The organism is Pseudomonas sp. TE21394 (assembly GCF_054057835.1).
The window spans coordinates 4,848,990-4,869,542 of sequence record NZ_JBSRZR010000001.1 but is presented as its reverse complement, the minus strand read 5'-3'; the positions used below and the strand labels follow the sequence as shown (position 1 = coordinate 4,869,542).

15 protein-coding genes are annotated in these 20,553 nt (G+C 66.0%); 10 read left to right on the top strand and 5 right to left on the bottom strand.

Annotated features, from left to right (window positions below; all coding sequences use genetic code 11):
• The 3 genes from ACVWZT_RS22305 to qhpG are packed head-to-tail and all read left to right on the top strand — an operon-like array spanning window position 1 to window position 3,686.
• Window positions 1–1,734 (top strand): ABC transporter ATP-binding protein, encoded by a 1,734-nt coding sequence (locus tag ACVWZT_RS22305; RefSeq protein WP_296229779.1) that lies wholly within the window; start codon window positions 1–3, stop codon window positions 1,732–1,734.
• Window positions 1,724–2,401 carry a subtilisin-like serine protease QhpE gene (qhpE, locus tag ACVWZT_RS22300; RefSeq protein WP_457471462.1) on the top strand — a complete coding sequence of 226 codons (678 nt, stop codon included), beginning with the start codon at window positions 1,724–1,726 and terminating at the stop codon, window positions 2,399–2,401. The genes ACVWZT_RS22305 and qhpE overlap by 11 nt, the downstream gene beginning before the upstream one ends.
• On the top strand, window positions 2,394–3,686 hold the full coding sequence (gene qhpG / locus ACVWZT_RS22295) for a flavin-dependent monooxygenase QhpG (RefSeq protein WP_457471461.1): 1,293 nt from the start codon (window positions 2,394–2,396) through the stop codon (window positions 3,684–3,686). The genes qhpE and qhpG overlap by 8 nt, the downstream gene beginning before the upstream one ends.
• Before the next feature lie 36 nt (window positions 3,687–3,722).
• On the opposite strand, the gene ACVWZT_RS22290 is transcribed toward qhpG, so the two are convergent.
• Window positions 3,723–5,036, bottom strand: coding sequence for a hypothetical protein (locus ACVWZT_RS22290; RefSeq protein WP_457471460.1), 1,314 nt, complete (start codon window positions 5,034–5,036; stop codon window positions 3,723–3,725).
• A gap of 91 nt (window positions 5,037–5,127) precedes the next feature.
• On the bottom strand, window positions 5,128–6,621 hold the full coding sequence (locus ACVWZT_RS22285) for an aldehyde dehydrogenase family protein (protein WP_457471459.1): 1,494 nt from the start codon (window positions 6,619–6,621) through the stop codon (window positions 5,128–5,130).
• Window positions 6,622–7,043: 422 nt separating this feature from the next.
• Here ACVWZT_RS22285 and peaA point away from each other — a divergent pair, with 422 nt between their 5' ends.
• The 5 genes from peaA to ACVWZT_RS22260 all read left to right on the top strand — a co-directional run bounded on the left by peaA (window position 7,044) and on the right by ACVWZT_RS22260 (window position 13,316).
• Window positions 7,044–8,609, top strand: a complete 1,566-nt coding sequence (gene peaA, locus ACVWZT_RS22280) for a quinohemoprotein amine dehydrogenase subunit alpha (RefSeq protein WP_457471457.1) — start codon at window positions 7,044–7,046, stop codon at window positions 8,607–8,609.
• A gap of 50 nt (window positions 8,610–8,659) precedes the next feature.
• Complete coding sequence (peaB, locus tag ACVWZT_RS22275) at window positions 8,660–10,090, top strand: quinohemoprotein amine dehydrogenase maturation protein (RefSeq protein ID WP_296229773.1); 1,431 nt, start codon at window positions 8,660–8,662, stop codon at window positions 10,088–10,090.
• Between the two features lies 1 nt (window position 10,091).
• Entirely contained in the window at window positions 10,092–10,415 is a 324-nt protein-coding gene (gene qhpC / locus ACVWZT_RS22270) for a quinohemoprotein amine dehydrogenase subunit gamma (protein ID WP_004375838.1), read from the top strand.
• A 32-nt stretch (window positions 10,416–10,447) separates the two neighbouring features.
• Window positions 10,448–11,569 (top strand): quinohemoprotein amine dehydrogenase subunit beta, encoded by a 1,122-nt coding sequence (gene peaD / locus ACVWZT_RS22265; protein ID WP_457471455.1) that lies wholly within the window; start codon window positions 10,448–10,450, stop codon window positions 11,567–11,569.
• A gap of 73 nt (window positions 11,570–11,642) precedes the next feature.
• A complete protein-coding gene (locus ACVWZT_RS22260) occupies window positions 11,643–13,316 on the top strand; it encodes a fatty acid CoA ligase family protein (RefSeq protein WP_457471453.1) in 1,674 nt (557 codons plus the stop codon).
• A 59-nt stretch (window positions 13,317–13,375) separates the two neighbouring features.
• Here ACVWZT_RS22260 and mobA read toward each other — a convergent pair whose 3' ends face one another.
• From mobA to ACVWZT_RS22245, 3 genes are read right to left on the bottom strand one after another with little or no spacing between them, the layout of a single operon-like run.
• Window positions 13,376–13,951: a molybdenum cofactor guanylyltransferase MobA gene (gene mobA, locus ACVWZT_RS22255; protein WP_457471451.1), complete on the bottom strand. Its 576-nt coding sequence runs from the start codon at window positions 13,949–13,951 to the stop codon at window positions 13,376–13,378.
• Window positions 13,952–14,011: 60 nt separating this feature from the next.
• Entirely contained in the window at window positions 14,012–17,140 is a 3,129-nt protein-coding gene (locus ACVWZT_RS22250) for a multidrug efflux RND transporter permease subunit (protein WP_457471449.1), read from the bottom strand.
• Between the two features lie 11 nt (window positions 17,141–17,151).
• Window positions 17,152–18,327 carry an efflux RND transporter periplasmic adaptor subunit gene (locus tag ACVWZT_RS22245; RefSeq protein ID WP_457471447.1) on the bottom strand — a complete coding sequence of 392 codons (1,176 nt, stop codon included), beginning with the start codon at window positions 18,325–18,327 and terminating at the stop codon, window positions 17,152–17,154.
• A 197-nt stretch (window positions 18,328–18,524) separates the two neighbouring features.
• Between ACVWZT_RS22245 and ACVWZT_RS22240 the strand changes: the two genes are divergently transcribed.
• On the top strand, window positions 18,525–19,241 hold the full coding sequence (locus ACVWZT_RS22240; protein ID WP_457471445.1) for a response regulator: 717 nt from the start codon (window positions 18,525–18,527) through the stop codon (window positions 19,239–19,241).
• A 6-nt stretch (window positions 19,242–19,247) separates the two neighbouring features.
• Entirely contained in the window at window positions 19,248–20,546 is a 1,299-nt protein-coding gene (locus ACVWZT_RS22235; protein ID WP_296229765.1) for an ATP-binding protein, read from the top strand.
• The last annotated feature ends 7 nt before the right edge of the window (window positions 20,547–20,553 follow it).

The window sequence follows — 20,553 nt, the reverse complement described above, 5'->3', positions numbered from 1 at the left end:
ATGGGCGGCCTGTTCGCCCGGCTGGTGGAGTCCAGCGACCCGCTCCTCATGCGTCAGGCGCTGGCCTGGCTGTATGGTTTCGTGCGCCCGCATCGGCGCGCCATTGGCCTGTTGCTGGGCTTGTCGCTGGGCGCCTCGCTGCTGGCCCTGGCGCAACCCTGGCTGGTCAAGACGCTGATTGACGAGGGGCTGCTGGCCAAGGATTACCAGACCCTCTGGCACATGGCGGCGATCATGATCGCCGCCGGCCTGCTGGGCACCGTGCTGGCCGGGATCAACCGCTACCTGCATACGCGCCTGTCAGGGCGCATCCTGTTTGCCCTGCGCGATGATCTTTACCGACACTTGCAGCAACTGTCGCCGACGTTCTATGGCCGGCGACGGACCGGTGACATCCTGTCGCGGCTGGATGGCGATGTGGCGGAAATCCAGCGTTTCGCCGTGGACTCGCTGTTCTCGGCGGTATCGGCGGTGATCGGCCTGGCAGGCGCGGTGGTACTGATGCTGGTGCTGTCCTGGCAGCTATCACTGTTGCTGGCGCTGCTGGTGCCGATCGAGGTGCTGTGGCTGCGCTGGATGCGACGCAAGGTGGAGCGTGAGGTGCGCCACCTGCGCGAGCGTTCGGCGGATGTGTCGTCATTTCTGGTGGAAACGCTGCCAGCGATGAAGTTCATCCAGGCGGCTGGCCAGCAAAGTCGCGAGGCCGGGCGCCTGGACCAACTGGGCCAGGGCTACATGCGCCAGCTGCTCAAGGTTCAGGTGACCGAGTTCTTCACCCAGGCCATCCCCGGCACACTGACCTCCTGGTGCCGCGCCTGCGCATTCCTGGTCGGCGGCTGGTGGGTGATCCAGGGCACCTGGCAGCTGGGGGCGCTGATCGCCTTTTCCACTTACATGGGCATGGCGGTCGGGCCGGTGCAGAGCCTGCTGGGCCTGTACGTGGCAGTGCAGCGCATGGCCGTGAGCCTTGGGCGGGTAATGGAACTGAAGCAGGAAGCGGTGGCTGTGCGCTCGCCGGCCAACCCGCAGCCGATGCCCGATGGGCCGGGCGAACTGCGTCTGGAGGCGCTGAGTTTTGCCCATGAAGGGCGCCAGGGCGCGGTGCTGGACAACGTGCAGCTGTGTGTGCCAGGTGGCCTGAAAGTCGCCATCAGCGGTGCCTCGGGGGTGGGCAAGTCGACCCTGATCGATCTGCTGCAGCGCTTCTACGACCCGCACGCCGGGCGCATCCTGCTGGACGGCATCGACCTGCGCGAACTGGACCTGGTTGCATTGCGCCGGCGCATCGCGGTGGTCAGCCAGGACATCGTGCTGTTCCGCGGCACCCTGGCGCAGAACTTGGCCTATGGCATGCCGCAGGCCAGCCGCGCCGAGCTTGAGCGGGTCGTGCGGCTGGCCCGGCTGGACAGCCTGGTAGAAAGCCTGCCACTGGGCCTGGACGGCCTGCTCGGTGAGCGCGGCCAACAATTGTCCGGCGGCCAGAAACAACGCATCGCGATCGCCCGCGCGGTGCTGCAGGCGCCGGCGATCCTGGTGCTGGACGAGGCCACTTCGGCAGTGGACGAAGCTACCGAGCGCGAAGTGATCGCCGCCATCGACCAGTTGTTCGCCGGCCGTACCCGCATCCTGATCAGCCACCGCGCCTCGACCCTGGCCGATGCCGACCTGCACCTGCAGCTGCATGCCGGCCAACTGCGGGTGTTGCCCCACGAGGTCATCAGGCATGGGCACTGACCTGCGCGTTGGCGTCATTGACAGCGGCCGCTCACCGATGCAGGGCCGCGGCGTGCTGGGAGGACGGCGCTTCTGGCTGGAGGACGGCCAGTTGCGTGAAGGTGAACCGCTGCCCGACCAGCTCGGCCACGGCAGCGCGGTAGTGGAGGCATTGCAGCGCGAGGCCGGGCCGGTGCCGCTGCTGGTAGCCCAGGTGTTCGCCGGCCAGGCCAGCACCAGCGCATTGCAGGTGGCGGCTGCCTTGCTGTGGCTGGTGGAGGCGGGAGCCACGCTGGTCAACCTCAGCCTTGGCCTGCAGCAGGACCGGCCTGTATTGCACCAGGCTTGCGCCGAAGCCATGGCTGCGGGTGTGCTGTTGTGTGCGTCCAGCCCGGCACAAGGCGGGCCGGTGTACCCGGCCAGCTACCCGGGAGTGATCCGGGTCACCGGCGATGCGCGCTGCGCCCCAGGCCAATGGTCATGGCTGGGCTCGCGGCAGGCCGACTTCGGAGGCCATGCCGGGGTGGGCGCCAAGGCAGGTGCGAGCCTGGGCTGCGCGGCCCTGAGCGGCAGGATTGCCGCATTGCTGCGTGAGCAGCCCGGCATGCACCCCGAGCAGGTGCACGACTGGCTGCGCCAGCACGCGGCGTTTGTCGGCCCCGAGCGACGGGGGGCCAAGCATGCCTGAACCGTGCATCGTGGTGCTGGGCGCGGGCCCGGCCGGTGCGGCCACGGCGATTGGCTTGCGGCGCCTGGGCTACGCGGTCACGGTGGTGTCCGATTGGCGCCGCTTTGCCGCAGTCGAAGGGGTTTCGCAGCGGGTGCTGGACGCCTTGCGTCATGCTGGCCTTGGCGGTGCCCTGAGCCAGGCGGCGATGCCGGCCACCCGCCGGGTGCACTGGGGCGGCCAGCAACTACAGCTGAACCAGGAGTTCCTGCTCGACCGGCAACAGTTTGACCGGGCGCTGCGCGACGATCTGCAACGCGCCGGGGTGGGCGTGGTCGAGGGGCGGGTGGGCGAACTCCGGCACGACGGAGGTCACCAGGTGCGTCTGGACGATGGCCAGCTACTGCTGGCCGATTTCCTGGTCGAAGCCCGCGGCCGCCAGGCCCCGTTGGCGGCTGACCGCCTGCGTGGGCCGGAGACGGTCAGCCTGCTCAATACCTGGCAGGGTGCCCCAGGCACCCCCGCATCGGCGGTGGAAAGCCTGGAGGATGGCTGGGCATGGATGGCGCGGCTGGAAGATGGCCGCTGCTACTGGCAGGTCACCCTGGACGCCGCCGGCCTGCCGGGCAAGGCCGGTTTGGCAGCGTACTGCGCTGCGCGGCGAGCCCGCAGCGCGCTGGTGGCCGAGCTGTTCGATGCCCGGGCGCTGGTGCCGGCGCAGGTGCATGCGCGCAGTAGTACTGCGATTCTGGCGGGCGAATGTGTCGGGCCGGACTGGATTCGGGTAGGCGATGCCGCGATGGCCGTTGACCCGTTGTCGGGCAACGGCATATTCCAGTCGCTGTCTTCGGCGTTGCAGGCGCCGGTGGTGATCAATACCTTGCTGCGCAGGCCCGGGCGGGCTGCATTGGCACGGCAATTTCACCAGCAGCGGGTCGAACAGCTGTTCTTGCGCTTCGCCCGCATTGGCCGGGACTTCCATGGGCAGGAGCAGAGCCGGGCCGAGCAGCCGTTCTGGGCACGGCGTCAGGCCTGGCCGGACAGGCAACCGCTGCATCTGGCGGCGGACGGGCAGGCGGTGCGGGTGGAGCGACGGCCGGTGTTGCGTGATGGGCTGGTGGACGAGGCCGAGGTGGTGGTGACGGCGGACCAGCCGTTGGGGGTGTGGCATGTGCAGGGGGTGGAGCTGGCGCCGGTAGTGCGCGCGCTGTATAGCGGTCGACCGGTTGAGGCCGTGCTGTCAAACCTGCCGGGGGAGCAGCAGATGGGGGTGCGCCGCTGGTTGGCGGAACAGGGCTTGGCTTGAGATCGCCGGGGCTGCAGCGCAGCCCCGGATCGCACGTCAGAAGAACGTCCCGACGATCAGCTGCAGGTAGGTCCCGGTATCCCGCCCTCCCAGTTGGGTGCCGCCATTGGCCGCACTGCGCTCAGGCTGGTAGAAGCCCACCAGGGGGCTGATCAGCAGGTGCTCGTTGACCATCCATTCCACATACAGGTCCAGCTCCCGTCCACCCTGGTTGCCCAGGTCGCTGTCCAGCGTAGTGAAGTCGAAGTACAGCACGCCCAGGGTCAGGTTGTCCCGTGGCTTGCCCTTCAGCGCCAGGTGATGTACCTGAGTGTTGTTGTTGAATGGCCCGGCATAGTTGGCCGCCACTTCTCCCTGGAACCAGGTGCCGTAGCCACGGCTCAGGCCGTAGAACAGTGGGTCGAAGCCCTCGGAAAAGCGGCTGTAGCGGTAGGTCGCGGTGGGTGTCCAGGGCAGTTCGGAAAAGGTCCAGTTGCCCTCCAGGTACCAGGCGTGCTCGCGCCCGCCGGTCTGGTCCTGGGTCACGTATTCGGCGGCCAGCTCCAGATCCTTGACGCCCAGGTTGCCGCGCCCGCGCAGGCTGGCCGTGTCCATGCCATCGCGATGTTCCAGGCCCATGAGCTGCGCGTAGCGCTGGTCGACGTCGAGGCCGTGGATCCAGCTCAGGCCGACGCTACCCGCATCGGCGACATGCTCCAGGTTGGCCACCGCCAGTGAGGTATCGGCCTGGTAGTGGTTGTCGGACTTCAGCCACATCAGGTCGCCGCGCCAACCCTGTCGGCCGCCCAGGCGCAGGACCGCGCTGCGGTCGAAGGCCTTGCGCGCGGCAAGGTAGTAGGCGCCGCCGCGGTCGAAGTTGGCACCCAGGTCGACCTTGCCCAGGTTCACCGGGTCACCCTGGATCAGGAAACCGTCGCCGAGGGTCACCACCTGGCGGCCGCCGGAAATATCCACGCCGTCCTCGCCCAGGGTCGGGAACAGGTTGGCGGAACGCCAGCCCAGGTACAGGTCTTCGATGGCGGTGCGGCGCTCACCACCCAGCGTCAGGCCGGCAGCATCGCCGTCACCCCAGGTGGCGGAGCTGAGCAGGTTGAAGGCGCCGTAGAGGGTACCGCTATCGGCCAGGACCTGGCTGCCGCTGAGCCCGTACTTGACGTAGCCTTCCTGCCAGGCGCTGCTGCCGGGCTGGCGGTTGCCGGCCAGGTTGAAGCTTTCGTCGCTGTGGAAACTGCCGAACAGCGCTTCGAGGTCGGCGTTGAGAATACTGCCATCGTGGTTGTACAGCTCGTAAGCCTGGCTGACGGGGGCGGCGAACAGCAGGGCCAATGTGCAGGCGAGGGTGTGCCTCATGGGTTTGCTCCATGGTTTTTATTGTTGTTTTTGGTGTCCTTGCCGGCCTCCTCGTAGGCAAACCCAGCGAAGAGGCCGGAACAGGCTGAGATCAGAGCTTGATCAGTACCGACTTGAGCTCGGTATAGTGCTCGATGGCAGCCGCCCCCATCTCGCGGCCGACGCCGGACATCTTGTAGCCACCAAACGGCAAGGCCGGGTCGAGGGCGCTGTGGCAGTTGACCCAGACCGACCCCGACTTGATCCGCGGGATCATCCGGTGCACGGCAGCCAGGTCGTTGGACCAGATGCTCGCCCCAAGCCCATAAGGGTTGTCGTTGGCCATGCCGATCACCTCGTCGAGGTCATCGAACGGCATGGCTACCAGCACGGGCCCGAAGATTTCTTCCTGGACCAGGCGATGGTGCTGGTCGACATCGACGATCACCGTCGGCTTGACGAAGTAGCCCGGCCCGAAGCCTTCGCCGCCGCAAGCGATGGTCGCGCCCAGTTCGCGGCCAAGCTCGATGTAGCCGGTGACGCGGTCCTGCTGCTTGGCCGAGATCAATGGCCCCATCTGCACGGTCGGGTCCAGGCCGCTGCCGAGTTTCATGCCATTGGCGATGCCGGCGATGTCGGCCACCACGTTGTCGAAGTGCTTGCGGTGTACATACAACCGGGAGCCTGCGCAGCATACCTGGCCCTGGTTGAAGAAGATCGCCGTGGCCGCGCCGGCGGCCGCCTCCTGCAGGTTGGCATCGGGCATGACGATGGTCGGCGACTTGCCGCCAAGCTCGAGGGTGACGCGGGTCATGTTGTCCATGGCGGCCTTGCCGATCAGCTTGCCAACCTCGGTGGAGCCGGTGAAGGTCAGCTTGTCCACGCCAGGGTGGCGGCTGAGCGCGGCACCGGCGTTCAGGCCGGTGCCGGTGACCACGTTGAACACCCCGGCCGGGTAGCCGGCTTCCTCCACCAGTTCCGCCAGCTTGAGCGCGCTCAGTGGTGTTTCGTCGGCGGGCTTGAGCACCACCGTGCAGCCACTGGCCAGGGCCGGTCCGAGCTTCCAGCAGGCCAGCAGCAGCGGGAAGTTCCAGGCGACAATGGCACCGACCACGCCCACCGCTTCGCGTCGAACAAACCCGTGGAACTGCGCGTTGGGCAGCAACGGCATCGAAGGTTCGACGGTGCTACCCTCGATCTTGGTGGCCCAGCCGGCCATGTAACGCAGAAAGTCGATGGCCAGTTGTACATCCATGACCTGGGCCACCGCGGCGCTCTTGCCGTTGTTCAGGCATTCCAGTTCGGCCAGTTGACGGGCGTCGCGCTCCATCAGCTCGGCCAGGCGCCACAACAGGTTCTGCCGCTCCCGCGGACGCAGGCGGCTCCACGGCGAGTCATCGAAGGCCTGGCGCGCGGCACGCACGGCGCGGTCGACATCTTCGGCGTCGGCGCTGGGCACATCACCCAGCACGTCACCCGTGGCCGGGTTGCGGAACGACAGGGTACGGCCGCTGGTGGCGTCCTGCCAGTCGGCGCCGATACGCATCTTCAGCTTGCGCTCGAGGAAGGCGCGGGTGGCGGGCAGGATGGGCAGTTCGGAAAGCATTGGGCTGTGCCTCTTGTGATTGGATGTGACGGGCATCGCGCAATGGACGTGCCAAGCTGGCTTGATGGTCGCAAGCCGTTGAAGCGGTTGGCTTTTGTCCTGCTCAAAGGTTGCGATTGCAGGTTTGCGCTGTTGCACATTGAGACGGTGTGAGACGGGGGTGACACAGTGGCTGTTTCCGCCCGCTGCGCGGGCCTGCCGCGCAGCGGGCCGCTGTCTCAGGATGAAACACCCCTGTCGCGAAATGGCACGCTGCAACTGGCACTTCCTGATGCTGGCCAAGCGCTGAAAACCGGCTAACAGGTTGAAAGGAAATACTTTTACCGCACCTGGCACAGTTCCTGTATCGCCACCGACACATGCACATCTGCTGTACCAAAGCGTGCGAAAACCATAAGAACAACAACCGTGGAGGTCTGACCTTGAAGACGACTCGACTCCGGCGGCATGCGGGCAAACTGGCGTTGGTCGCCGCCGCGCTGCTGAGCACCCAGGCCATGGCGGCCGAGCAGGGCCCGAGCCTGTTGCAGAACAAGTGCATGGGGTGTCATATCCCCGAAGGCAACGACAACTACAGCCGTATCAGCCACCAGCGTAAAACACCCGAAGGCTGGCTGATGAGCATCGCGCGCATGCAGGTGATGCACGGCCTGCAGATCAGTGACGATGACCGCCGTACCCTGGTCAAGTACCTCGCCGACAAACAGGGCCTGGCGCCCAGCGAGACCGATGGCGTGCGTTACGCCATGGAGCGCCGACTGAACACCGTCGAGCAGTTCGACACCCAGCTCAGTGAAACCTGTGGCCGTTGTCACTCGGGTGCCCGCGTTGCCTTGCAGCGCCGCCCCGCCAAGGAATGGGAACACCTGGTCAATTTCCACCTCGGCCAGTGGCCATCCCTCGAGTACCAGGCCCAGGCGCGTGACCGCGACTGGCTGCCGATCGCCTTGCAGCAAGTGGTGCCTGAGCTGGCCAAGCGCTACCCACTGGAAAGCCCGGAATGGGCCGCATGGCAGCAGGCAAAGCCGAACGCCGACGCGCTGCCGGGGCAGTGGCCGTTCAGCGGGCACATGCTGGCCAAGGGCGATGTGCGCGGGGTGATGAGCGTTACCGCAGACCAGGGCGATACCTTCAAGGTGGAGCTCAAGGGGGCCTACGCCGACGGCACGCCGTTCAATGGCAGCGGCACGGCAATCCTCTACAACGGCTACGAATGGCGCGGCACCGTCAAGGTTGGCGAGGTCAACCTGCGCCAGGTGTTCGCCGCGCTGGACGGTGAAATGAAAGGCCGCATGTTCGAGGCCGAGCATGACGAGCGCGGCCTCGACTTTACTGCAGTGAAAGCGGACAAGGCGCGCCTGCTGGCCGTGCAGCCGGCCTTCATCAAGGCCGGCGGCGAAAGCGAGATCACCTTGGTCGGCAGCGGCCTGGCTGGCAATGCGGACCTGGGCGCCGGGGTGCACGTGGTCGAAGTGCTGGAGCAGACGCCAACCCTGCTTCGGGTCAAGGCGCGCGCCGCGGCCGACGCCAGCCCTGGCCAACGCGAAGTCGCGGTAGGCGCACTCAAGGGCGTCAGCCTGGCGGTGTACGACAAGGTCGAGGAAGTGAAGGTGGTACCGGCGTTTTCCATCGCCCGCATCGGCGAAAACGGCGCCTCGGTGCCCAAGGTGCAGGGCCGCTTCGAGGCCGAGGCCTGGGGCAAGGACGCCAACGGCCAGCCACTGCGCATCGGCTACCTGCCAGCCAGCTGGAAGGTCGAGCCGTTCAACGAGCGTGCGGTCGAGGACGAAGACGTCAAGTTCGCCGGGCAGATGCAGGCCGATGGCGTGTTCGTGCCCGGCGGTGCCGGCCCCAACCCGGCGCGCAAGATGATGACCAACAACGCCGGCAACCTGAAGGTCATCGCCACCCTGGCCGACGGCGGCCAGACCGGCGAAGGGCACATGATCGTCACCGTACAGCGCTGGAACAACCCGCCGCTGCCGTAAGGGCAGAGGGCTTACGGTTTGCCAAACGGATCGATTAACGGGAGGTCGCCATGGGCGCACTACTGAACCTGGTCGAACGCAACCTGCACGAAGTGCAGGTTGATGCCGACCGCATGCTGTTCCACATTCCCAGCAGTTCGCTGTTCACTGCCGATGCGGTGACCGGCGGCATCATCGATACCCTGCGCCAGCAAGGCTGCTCGGCCGAGGAGCTGCTGCAGCGCCTTGGCCAGCAGTTTGCCGGCGATGATATCCAGGACACCCTGCGCGAGCTGATGGCGCTGGAGCTGGTCAGCGACGGCGCGCCGCTGACCCCGGAAATCGCCCTCAGGCAGGTCGAACGCACCGCGTTGAATACCGTGGTGCTCAATGTCAACACCGGCTGCAACCTCAGCTGCACCTATTGCTACAAGGAAGACCTGGACAAACCTTCTGCCGGCAAAAAAATGGGCACCGCCACCGCCGAAGCCTCGGTAGAGATGCTGCTCAGGGAATCGCCCGACGAGGAACGCTACAGCGTGGTGTTCTTCGGCGGCGAGCCGCTGTCCAACCGGCCGCTGATCGAGCACATGGTCGCCTACTGCGAGCGGCGTTTCGCCGAAGCCGGCAAGCAGGTGGAATTCATCATGACCACCAACGCGACCCTGCTCACCGAAGAGATCATCGACTGGCTCGACGCCCACCGTTTCGGCCTGTCGATCAGCATCGACGGCCCGAAGACCGTGCACGACCGCAACCGCATCACCGTGGGCGGGCAGGGCACCTATGACGTGGTGCGGCGCAAGGCCGACCTGCTGCTGTCGCGCTACACCAGCCGCCCGGTGGGCGCGCGGGTCACGCTGACCCGTGGCATCACCGACGTCGAGACCATCTGGAACCACCTGTTCAACGAGCTGGGCTTTGCCGAGGTCGGTTTTGCCCCGGTCACCTCCGGCGACATGGCCGACTTCAACCTCACCGGCGACGAGCTGGTGCAGGTGTTCGCCAACATGAAGGCGCTGGGCCGCAAGTACCTGCAGGCGGCGCTGGAGCACCGCAACATCGGCTTCTCCAACCTGCACCAGCTGATCACCGACATCCACGAAGGGCACAAGAAGGCCCTGCCGTGCGGTGCCGGGTTGAAGATGCTGGCGGTGGATCACCAGGGCGAGCTGAACCTGTGCCACCGCTTCACCGGCTCCAGCCTGCCGACCTTCGGCAATGTGCACCAGGGGGTGAAGCAGGCGCAGCTCAACGACTTCCTGTCGCAGCGCCTGGACCGCAGCAACACCGGCTGCGACAGCTGCCGCATCCGCAACCTGTGCTCCGGCGGCTGCTACCACGAAAGCTACGCCCGCTATGGCGACCCGCAGCACCCGACCTACCACTATTGCGAACTGATGCGCGACTGGGTCGATTTCGGCATCGAAGTCTACAGCCGCATCATGGCCGCCAATCCGGCCTTCATCGATCGCTACATCACCCCGCGGAAGGCGCACTGACATGAAGCACTTGAAGCCCCTGAACAACAAGGCGCGCATCCTCGAGCAGGCCGCTGCCGAGGACCGCGTCGAAGAAGTCATGGCCATGAGCGCAGTGGCGGGTTGCACCGCCACCACCGACCCGGGTTGGGAAGTGGACGCCTTCGGCGGCGTCAGCTCGCTGTGCCAGCCGATGGAGGCCGACCTGTATGGCTGTTCCGACCCTTGCTGGTGGCCGGCCCAGGTGCCGGACATGATGAGCACCTACCAGGACTGGAACGCCCAGGCGAGCAACTCGGCCGAAGACTGGCGCAACCTCGGTACCGTGTTCCCGAAAGACAAGTGACCGGCCCAACAAGAATGACAAGGGGAAACCGCATGAAAGCTGGACGCTGCGCGTCACTCGCGCTCACCATCGCCACCACGGCCTGCGCCGGGCTGGTACAGGCCGCCGACACCGGGCCGGCGCTGAAGGCTGGCCACGAATACATGATCGTGACCAACTACCCGAACAACCTGCATGTGGTCGATGTGGCCAGTGACAGCGTGTACAAGAGCTGCGTCATGCCCGACAAGTTCGGCCCCGGCACCGCAATGATGGCGCCGGACAACCGCACCGCCTATGTGCTCAACAACCACTACGGCGACATCTACGGCATCGACCTGGACACCTGCAAGAATACCTTCCATGCCAACCTGTCCAGCGTGGCGGGCGAGGTGGGCAAGGCGATGTACTCGTTTGCCATCAGCCCCGACGGCAAGGAAGTGTACGCCACGGTCAACCCGACCCAGCGCCTGAACGACCACTACGTGGTCAAGCCACCGCGGCTTGAGGTGTTCAGTACTGCCGATGGCCTGCAGGCGAAGCCCGTGCGCAGTTTCCCGATGCCGCGCCAGGTGTACCTGATGCGCGCCGCGGACGATGGCAGCCTGTACGTTGCCGGGCCGGACATCTACAAGATGGACGTGCGCACTGGCAAGTACACGGTGGCGCTACCGCTGCGCAACTGGCAGCGCAAGGGCTACAGCGCCCCGGACGTGCTGTACTTCTGGCCGCACCAGAGCCCGCGCCACGAGTTCTCGATGCTGTACACCATTGCCCGGTTCAAGGACGACAAGCAGGACCCAGCCACTGCCGACCTGCTGTATGGCTACCTGAGCGTCGACCTGAAGACCGGCAAGACCCACACCCAGGAGTTCGCCGACCTCACCGAGCTGTACTTCACCGGGCTGCGTTCGCCGAAAGACCCGAACCAGATCTACGGTGTGCTCAACCGCCTGGCCAAGTACGACATCAAGCAGCGCAAGCTGATCAAGGCGGCCAATCTGGACCACACTTACTACTGCGTCACCTTCGATCGCAAGGGCGACAAGCTGTACCTGGGCGGTACCTTCAACGACCTGGCGGTGTTCGATCCGGATACCCTGGAGAAGGTGAGGAACATCAAACTGCCCGGTGGCGACATGTCGACCACTACGCCGCAGGTGTTCGTCCGCTAGATCGGTATGGGCCTGGTCGCGGACTCGCCCGCGAACAGGCCGGTTCAAACCATACAAGAACAAGAGAACGCCCATGGCCCTACCAAGCTACACCCAGGGCAACCCTGCAAAGCCCTTGCTCAGCCAATGCATCGGCGACGCCTTCGACAGCACCGTTGCCCGCTTCCCCGATCGCGAAGCCCTGGTAGTCCGCCACCAGGCCCTGCGCTACACCTGGCAGCAACTGGCCGATGCCGTCGACCAGCACGCCCGGGCGCTGATGGCGCTGGGCGTGCAGCCCGGCGACCGCCTGGGTATCTGGGCACCCAATTGCGCCGAGTGGTGCATCACTCAGTTCGCCAGCGCCAAGGTTGGCGCGATACTGGTCAATATCAACCCGGCCTACCGTTCCAGCGAACTGGACTATGCCCTCGGCCAGTCCGGCTGCCGTTGGGTGGTCTGCGCCGACGCATTCAAGAGTTCCGACTACCACGCCATGCTGCAGGGCCTGGTGCCAGGCCTGGCCTGTGGCCAGCCGGGTGCCCTGGCCTGCGAGCGTTTTCCGGAACTGCACGGGGTCATCAGCCTGGCCGCTACGCCACCGGCGGGCTTCCTCGCCTGGCAGGACCTGCAAGCCCGAGCCGCAGCCGTCAGCCGCGAGGCCCTGGCCGGGCGCCAGGCACAACTGCACTGCGATGACCCGATCAACATCCAGTACACCTCGGGCACCACCGGCTTCCCCAAAGGTGCCACGCTCAGCCACAGCAATATCCTCAACAACGGCTACATGGTCGGCGAAAGCCTGGGCCTGACCGAACATGACCGGCTGGTGGTGCCGGTACCGTTGTACCACTGCTTCGGCATGGTCATGGCCAACCTCGGCTGCATGACCCACGGCAGTACCCTGATCTACCCCAGTGACGCGTTCGACCCGCTGGCCACGCTACGCGCGGTGGCGGAAGAACGGGCCACTGCGTTGTACGGCGTGCCGACCATGTTCATCGCCGAACTGGACCACCCGCAGCGCGGTGAATTCGACCTGTCCAGCCTGCGTACCGGGATCATGGCCGGCGCCACCTGTCCGATCGAGGTGATGCGCCGGGTGATCAGCGAGATGCACATGGCCGAGGTGCAGATTGCCTATGGCATGACCGAGACCAGCCCGGTCTCGCTGCAGACCGGCGCCAGCGACGACCTGGAGCGTCGCGTGACCAGCGTCGGGCGCACCCAGCCGCGGCTGGAGAACAAAGTGGTCGATGGCGACGGCAACACCGTGCCGCGCGGTGAGGTTGGCGAGCTGTGCACGCGTGGATACAGTGTGATGCTGGGCTACTGGAACAACCCCGAGGCCACCGCCGAAAGCATTGACCAGGACGGCTGGATGCACACCGGCGACCTGGCGCTGATGGACGAGCAGGGCTACGTGCGCATTGTCGGGCGCAGCAAGGACATGATCATTCGCGGTGGCGAGAACATCTACCCACGTGAACTGGAGGAGTTCTTCCATACCCACCCGGCGGTGGCCGATGTGCAGGTGATCGGCGTGCCCTGCAGCAAGTACGGCGAAGAGATCGTCGCCTGGGTACGGCTGCATCCAGGGCAGGTAGCCAGCGAGGAACAACTGCGCGAGTGGGCGAAGGCACGGATTGCGCACTTCAAGGTGCCGCGCTACTTCCGTTTTGTCGACGCGTTCCCGATGACGGTGACCGGCAAGGTGCAGAAGTTCCGCATGCGCGAGATCAGTGTCGAGGAACTGTCGGCCAGGTAGACCACCCGCTGAAGGGGAATGGCATCGCGCAGTAACCTGCGGGCCTGATGGCCAGGCCTTCAGCCCAGCAGCAACTCCGGGCTGTTGAAGTTGCTCAGCCGGCGATCCCCCTCGGCACACTCCAGCCCTTGTACATTCTCGCGCAGCAAGGCCTTCTGCAAGCTCCGTTCACCCGCCGCCCAGGCCTGCTCCAGCACCGGCAACGCCCGGCGCGGCAGCACGCTGAACATCGGCTGCCAGTACCCACCCTGGCGCACCATGGCCGCACTGTCGCTGGTCACCGCCAGCCGTAGCAGGTCCTCGATCAACCCCTGGTCAACCAGCGGCGCATCACAGGCCAGCAGCACCACCCATTCATGCCGCGCCACCTTGAGCCCGGCAATCACCCCCGCCAACGGCCCGGGGTAGTCCGCCTCGGCATCGCCCACCAACTGGTCTGCGTACGCCCGGTAAGCCGCCTGGTTACGGTTGCAGGAAATCACCAGGTCATTGCTGAGCGGGCGCACCACGCGTTGTACATGCGCGATCAGCGGTACGCCGTGCCAGTCGACCAGGCCTTTGTCGCGCCCACCCATGCGTTGGCCGCGGCCACCGGCGAGAATGAGGATCGAGCAGGGTGGCAGTGCATCAGGCATGAAAAAGGGTCCGGGCAGTCATTGCCGGGAACCCTCCCATGTCATGTGACGCTTGTCCAGTCAGCTTTCGCTGTTGGCGCCGGCCAGGTCGGTGTCACGCGATCGACGTCGTCCCGCCACGCGCATCACCACCACGAAGAACACCGGCACGAACACCACCGCCAGGGTGGCGCTGAGCATGCCGCCGATCACCCCGGTGCCGATCGCCTGCTGGCTCGCCGAGCTGGCGCCGCTGGCAATGGCCAACGGCACCACACCGAGGATGAACGCCAGCGAAGTCATCACGATCGGGCGCAGGCGCAGGCGGGCGGCTTGCACGGCCGCGTCGACGGCATCGACACCCTGGTCGACCAGGCTCTTGGCGAACTCGATGATGAGAATGGCGTTCTTCGCCGACAAACCGATCAGGGTGATCAGGCCAACCTTGAAGAACACGTCGTTGGGCATGCCGCGCAGGGTGACGGCCAGCACCGCGCCGAGCACGCCAAGCGGCACCACCAGCAGCACTGCGGTGGGGATCGACCAGCTTTCATACAGCGCCGCCAGACACAGGAACACCACCAGCAATGACAGCGCCATCAACAGTGGTGCCTGGCTGCCGGACAGGCGCTCCTGCAGCGACAGGCCGGTCCACTCCAGGCCTGAACCAGCCGGCAGCCGGGCCACCAGGCGCTCGATCTCGGCCATGGCTTCGCCCGAGCTGTAGCCGGCTGCCGGTTCGCCGGAAACCGACACCGCCGGATAGCCGTTGTAGCGGGTCAGTTGCACCGGGCCACTGACCCATCTGGCCTGGACGAAAGCGCCCAACGGCACCATCTTGCCACTGTCGTTGCGCACGTGGATCTTCAGCAGGTCTTCGACCTGGCTGCGCTGGTCGCCTTCGGCCTGCACCACCACCCGCTGCATGCGGCCCTGGTTGGGGAAGTCATTGACGTAGCTGGAGCCAACGGCCACATCGAGCACCGAGCCGATATCGGCGAACGACACGCCAAGGGCGTTGGCCTGGCGGCGGTCGATTTCCAGCTGGATCTGCGGGCTTTCCGCCAACGAGGCTTCGCGTACGTTGGCCAGCACCTTGCTCTTGCCGGCGCTGGCCAGTAGCTCGTCCCGGGCTGCCATCAGCGCGGCGTGGCCCATGCCGCCGCGGTCCTGCAGGCGGAACTCGAAACCGGTCGACTCGCCGAGGCCATCGATTGGTGGCGGCAACACGGAGAACGCCACGGCGTCCTTGAGCTGGGTGAAGGCCAGGGTCGCGCGGTCGGCAATCGACTGGGCGCTGTCGTCGCCACTGCGCTCGGACCAGTCCTTGAGCGTGGTGAAGGCCAGTGCCGCGTTCTGCCCGCTCCCCGAGAAGCTGAAGCCGAGAATCAGCGTGGTGTTGCCTACGCCCGGCTCCTCGGCGTTGTGTGCCTCGATCTGGGCCGCCACCTGTTCGGTGCGCATGCGGCTGGCGCCTGGCGGCAGCTGGATATCGGTGATGGTGTAGCCCTGGTCTTCGGTGGGCAGGAACGCCGTCGGCAACTGGCTGAAGCCATAGCCCAGCACGGCCAGCAGCACCGCGTACACCAGCAGGTAGCGGCCGCTGCGCCTGAGCGCCTGCAGCACCCAGCGCTGGTAGCCGTTGCTCATGCTCTCGAAACGGCGGTTGAACCAGCCGAAGAAACCTTTGCGCTCATGCTGCTCGCCCTTGGCCACCGGCTTGAGCAGGGTGACGCATAGTGCCGGGGTCAGGCTGAGGGCAAGAAACGCCGAGAACAGGATCGACACCGCCATCGACAGCGAGAACTGCTGGTAGATCACGCCCACCGAACCTGGCATGAAGGCCATGGGCAGGAACACTGCAACCAGCACCAGGGTGATGCCGACGATGGCGCCACTGATCTGGCCCATGGCCTTGCGCGTGGCCGCTTTGGGCGGCAGGCCTTCCTCGGCCATGATCCGCTCGACGTTTTCCACCACCACGATGGCATCGTCGACCAGGATGCCGATGGCCAGCACCATGCCGAACAGGGTCAGCACGTTGACCGAGAAGCCCATGGCCAGCATCACGGCGAAGGTGCCCATCAGCGCCACCGGCACCACCAGGGTCGGGATCAGGGTGTAGCGCAGGTTCTGCAGGAACAGGAACATCACGGCGAACACCAGCAGCATGGCCTCGAACAGGGTGTTGATCACCTGCTGGATCGACACCTTGACGAACGGCGAGGTGTCGTAGGGGATGTCATACCTGACGCCTTCGGGGAAGTAGCGCGCCAGTTCCTGCATCTTCGCCCGCACCAGCGTGGCGGTTTCCATGGCGTTGGCACCCGGTGCCAGCTGCACGCTGAAGGCGGTGGCCGGCTTACCGTTCAGGCGGGTGCCGTACTGGTACTCCTGGGCGCCGATCTCGACCCGGGCGACATCACCGATGGTAACGCTGGAACCGTCCGGGTTGGCGCGCAGGACAATGGCGGCGAATTCCTCGGGGGTGCTCAACTGGCCCTTGACCACCACGTTGGCGGTGATTTCCTGGGTGCTGCGGCCGGGCAGGTCGCCGATGCTGCCCGGCGCCACCTGGATGTTCTGCGCCGCCACGGCTGCGGCCACGTCGTTGGGCGTGAGGTTGAAACCGATCAGCTTGCGCGGGTCGATCCAGATGCGCATGGCGCGCTCCGAGCCGTACAGCTGGGCCTTGCCGACGCCCTTGAGGCGGCGGATCTCATCCATCACGTTGCGCGCGAGAATATCCGACAGGGCGGTTTCGTCGAGCTTGCCGTCCTCGGAAGTGAGCGTGGCCAGCAACAGGAAACCGGTGGATACCTTCTCCACCTGCAGCCCCTGCTGGGTGACCGGGCGCGGCAGGCGCGACTCGACCACCTTCAAGCGGTTCTGCACGTCGACCTGGGCCAGGTCAGGGTTGGTGCCCGGGGCGAACGTGGCGGTGATGGTGGCGCTGCCCAGGCTGCTCTGCGACTCGAAGTACAGCAGGTTGTCGGCGCCGTTGAGCTCCTGCTCGATCAGGCTGACCACGCTTTCGTCCATGGTCGCCGCCGAGGCGCCCGGGTACACGGCGTAGATTTCCACCTGCGGCGGTGCCACATTGGGGTACTGGGCCACCGGCAGTTGCGGGATGGCCAGCGCGCCGGCCAGCAGGATGAACAGTGCGACCACCCAGGCGAACACCGGGCGGTCGATGAAGAATTGCGGCATGAATCAGGCCCTCACTGGCCAGTGTGCTGTGCGATGGGCGCTGCCCCGGATGCGTTGTCGACCTGCACCTGGTCACCGGCCTTGACGTGTTGCAGGCCCTCGACCACCACCCGCTCGCCGGGCGCCAGGCCGTGGCTGACGATCCAGCGGTCGCCCTGGGCGCTGCCCAGGAGCACCTGGCGCTCGCTGACCCGGGCCTGTGGGTCGACCACCAGCACCTTGGGCACGCCGGCGCTGTCGCGCAGGATGGCGCGTTGCGGCACGCTCAGGCCCTGGGGCTGCACGGCCTGTTCCAGGCGCACACGCACGTAGCTGCCGGGCAGCAGGTCGAGGTCCGGGTTGGGGAACTCGCTGCGCAGGGTGATCTGGTTGGTGCTGGGGTCGACGCTGATGTCGGAGAACAGCAACTTGCCGGGTAACGGATAGGCGCTGCCATCATCCTGGATCAGCGTGGCGCGGGCCTGGCCCTCGCCAACCTGCTGCAGCTCGCCCGCCCGCAGGGCACGGCGCAGGGCGTTGAGCTCGCGGGTCGACTGGGTGACATCGGCGTGGATCGGGTCCAGTTGCTGGATGGTCGCCAGCGGCGTGCTCTCGTTCTGCCCGACCAGCGCACCTTCGGTGACCAGGGCGCGACCGATACGGCCGGAAATCGGCGCGGTCACGGTGGCGTAGCCCAGGTTGAGGCGGGCGCGCTCCAGGGCGGCCCGGGCTTCGGCGACGGCGGCGTCAGCCTGCAGGAAGGCGGCCTTGGCGTTGTCGTATTCCTGACGGCTGACGGCCTTGTCGTCGACCAGCTCGCGGTAGCGCTGTTCTTGCAGACGGGCCTGGTACAGCGTGGCCTCGGCCTTGGCCAAGGTGGCGCGCGCGCTGTCGTGGTCGGCCTTGAACGGTGCCGGGTCGATCAGGAACAGCACATCGCCCTGCTTGACGTCGCTGCCTTCGCGGTACACCCGCTTGAGCACCACACCGGCAACCCGGGCGCGGACTTCGGCGGTGCGTGGCGCCAGGATGCGACCGCTGAGTTCACTGCTGATGGCCAGTGGCTGCAATTGCAGGGTTTCCACCCGTACTTGCGGGGTGGCAGCCTGTTCGTCTTGCTCGGCGTTGTCGCCGCAGCCGGCCAGGGACAGGCTCAGAAACGCCAGAAGCGCCATGCGGTGCAGGCGCTGGGGGAGGGTAGTAGACATACGGATCTTCCGATGATGACCGCCTATATGCTACGGCAGGTGTTCCCCGGGTGGCTGTTAATACCTGTAGGACGAGTGTGAAAAAGTGTGAAGAACAAGCCTGTCGAGCTGTAGGGTTCTATATTCTGCGTACGTCTGTACCGGCCGCTCCACCGGGTTACCCGCGAAGGGGCCGGCAAGGTCTACCACCCCCCTAGATGCCCAACCGCCTATGCCGAACATGTTTCCTGGTAGAAGACGACAGCGCCCTGTCCGAGCTGATCGCCAGCTACCTGCAACGCAACGACTTCCATGTCCAGGTCATCGCCCGTGGCGACCACGTGCTGGACGAGTATCGCCGGCACAAACCCGACCTGGTCATCCTCGACCTGATGCTGCCCGGGATCGATGGCCTGCAGCTGTGTCGTCTGCTGCGCCAGGAATCGCAAAGCCTGCCGATCCTGATGCTGACCGCCCGCGACGACAGCCATGACCAGGTCCTGGGCCTGGAAATGGGCGCCGACGACTACGTGACCAAACCCTGCGAGCCGCGCGTACTGCTGGCCCGCGTGCGCACGCTGCTGCGCCGCAGCAGTGTCCACGAGCCACGCCTGGACAACGACCTGATCCTGATCGGTGGCCTGCGCATCAACCTGGCCGAGCGCACGGTGAGCTGGCGCGGCGAAGAAGTGGAGCTGTCCAGCGGCGAGTACAACCTGCTGGTGGTGCTGGCGCGCAATGCCGGCGAGGTGCTGAACCGCGACCGTATCCTGCAGCAACTGCGCGGCATCGAGTTCAACGGCACCGACCGCTCGGTGGACGTGGCCATTTCCAAGCTGCGGCGCAAGTTCGACGACAACGCTGGTGAAGCGCGCAAGATCAAGACCGTGTGGGGCAAGGGCTACCTGTTCAGCCGCGTCGAGTGGGAGTGCTGATCGGCCATGCTCAAGATCCTGGTGCGCCTGTACCTGGTCATCATCGTTGCCTATGCCGGCGCGCTGCTGCTCATCCCTGACACCATCGTCGGCCTGTTCCAGGAGCGCTTCATGGCCTACAACCTGGACCAGGCCAAGGGCGTGCAGGCGCTGATCGTGCGCCAGTTCCGCCAGGCCCCGCGCGAGCAGTGGCCAGCGGTGGAACAGGAACTGGCCAGGGATTTCGCCCCGCTGCAATTGCAGCTGTTGCGCATGGACCAGGCCGGCTTGAGCGAGGCCGAACAGGCGCGCCTGGAACATGGCCTGTACGCGGTGCGCATTGCCGAATGGGGCTACTACGAGACGGTACTGGCGCCGCTGGACAAGGAATGGCTGGTGCGCCTGCATTCACCCCCCGATCCGCTGGACATCAACGTGTTGTCGTGGGGGGTGACCGTGCTGATCGGTGCGGTCATGCTCGGCTGCCTGCTGCTGTGGGTATGGCCGCACTGGCGCGACCTGGAGCGCTTGAAAGAAACCGCCCGGCGCCTGGGGCAGGGGCAGATGGCCGAGCGCACGCACATCTCGCCGCACTCCAACATCGGCGAGCTGGCCGGGGTGTTCGATACCATGGCCAGCGACCTGGAACGCCACGTCAACCAGCAGCGCGAGCTGCTCAATGCGGTGTCGCACGAGTTGCGCACGCCGCTGACCCGGCTGGATTTCGGCCTGGTGCTGCTGTTCGACGAAGTACCAGCGGCCAGCCGCAAACGCCTGCTGGAGCTGGTGGGCCATGTACGGGAACTGGATGAGCTGGTGCTGGAGTTGCTGTCCTATAGCCGCCTGTACAATGCCGACCAGGCCCGCGAGCGGGTCGAGGTGTCGTTGCTGGAGTTGGTCGACAGCGTACTCGGCGGCTTTGCCGAGGAACTCGACGGCCGTGGCATCAAGTGGGAAGTGCGTGCCGAAGGTGACCTGCCACGCTTTGTCCTGGACCCCAGGCTGACGGCACGGGCGGTGCAGAACCTGGTGCGCAACGCCATGCGTTATTGCGATGAAAGTTTGTTGCTGCGTCTTCGTCGGGAAGAGGATGGTACGTGTCTGGTGACGGTGGAGGATGACGGCATAGGCATTCCGGTAGAAGAGCGTGAGCGGATCTTCCAGCCGTTCTACCGGCTTGACCGTAGCCGTGACCGCAATACCGGCGGATTTGGCCTGGGGCTGGCGATCAGCCGGCGGGCGATCGAAAGCCAGGGCGGGACGCTGACCGTGGCGCAGTCGGCGTTGGGCGGGGCGCAGTTCCGGATACGTCTGCCGGCCGGGTGATGTGTCG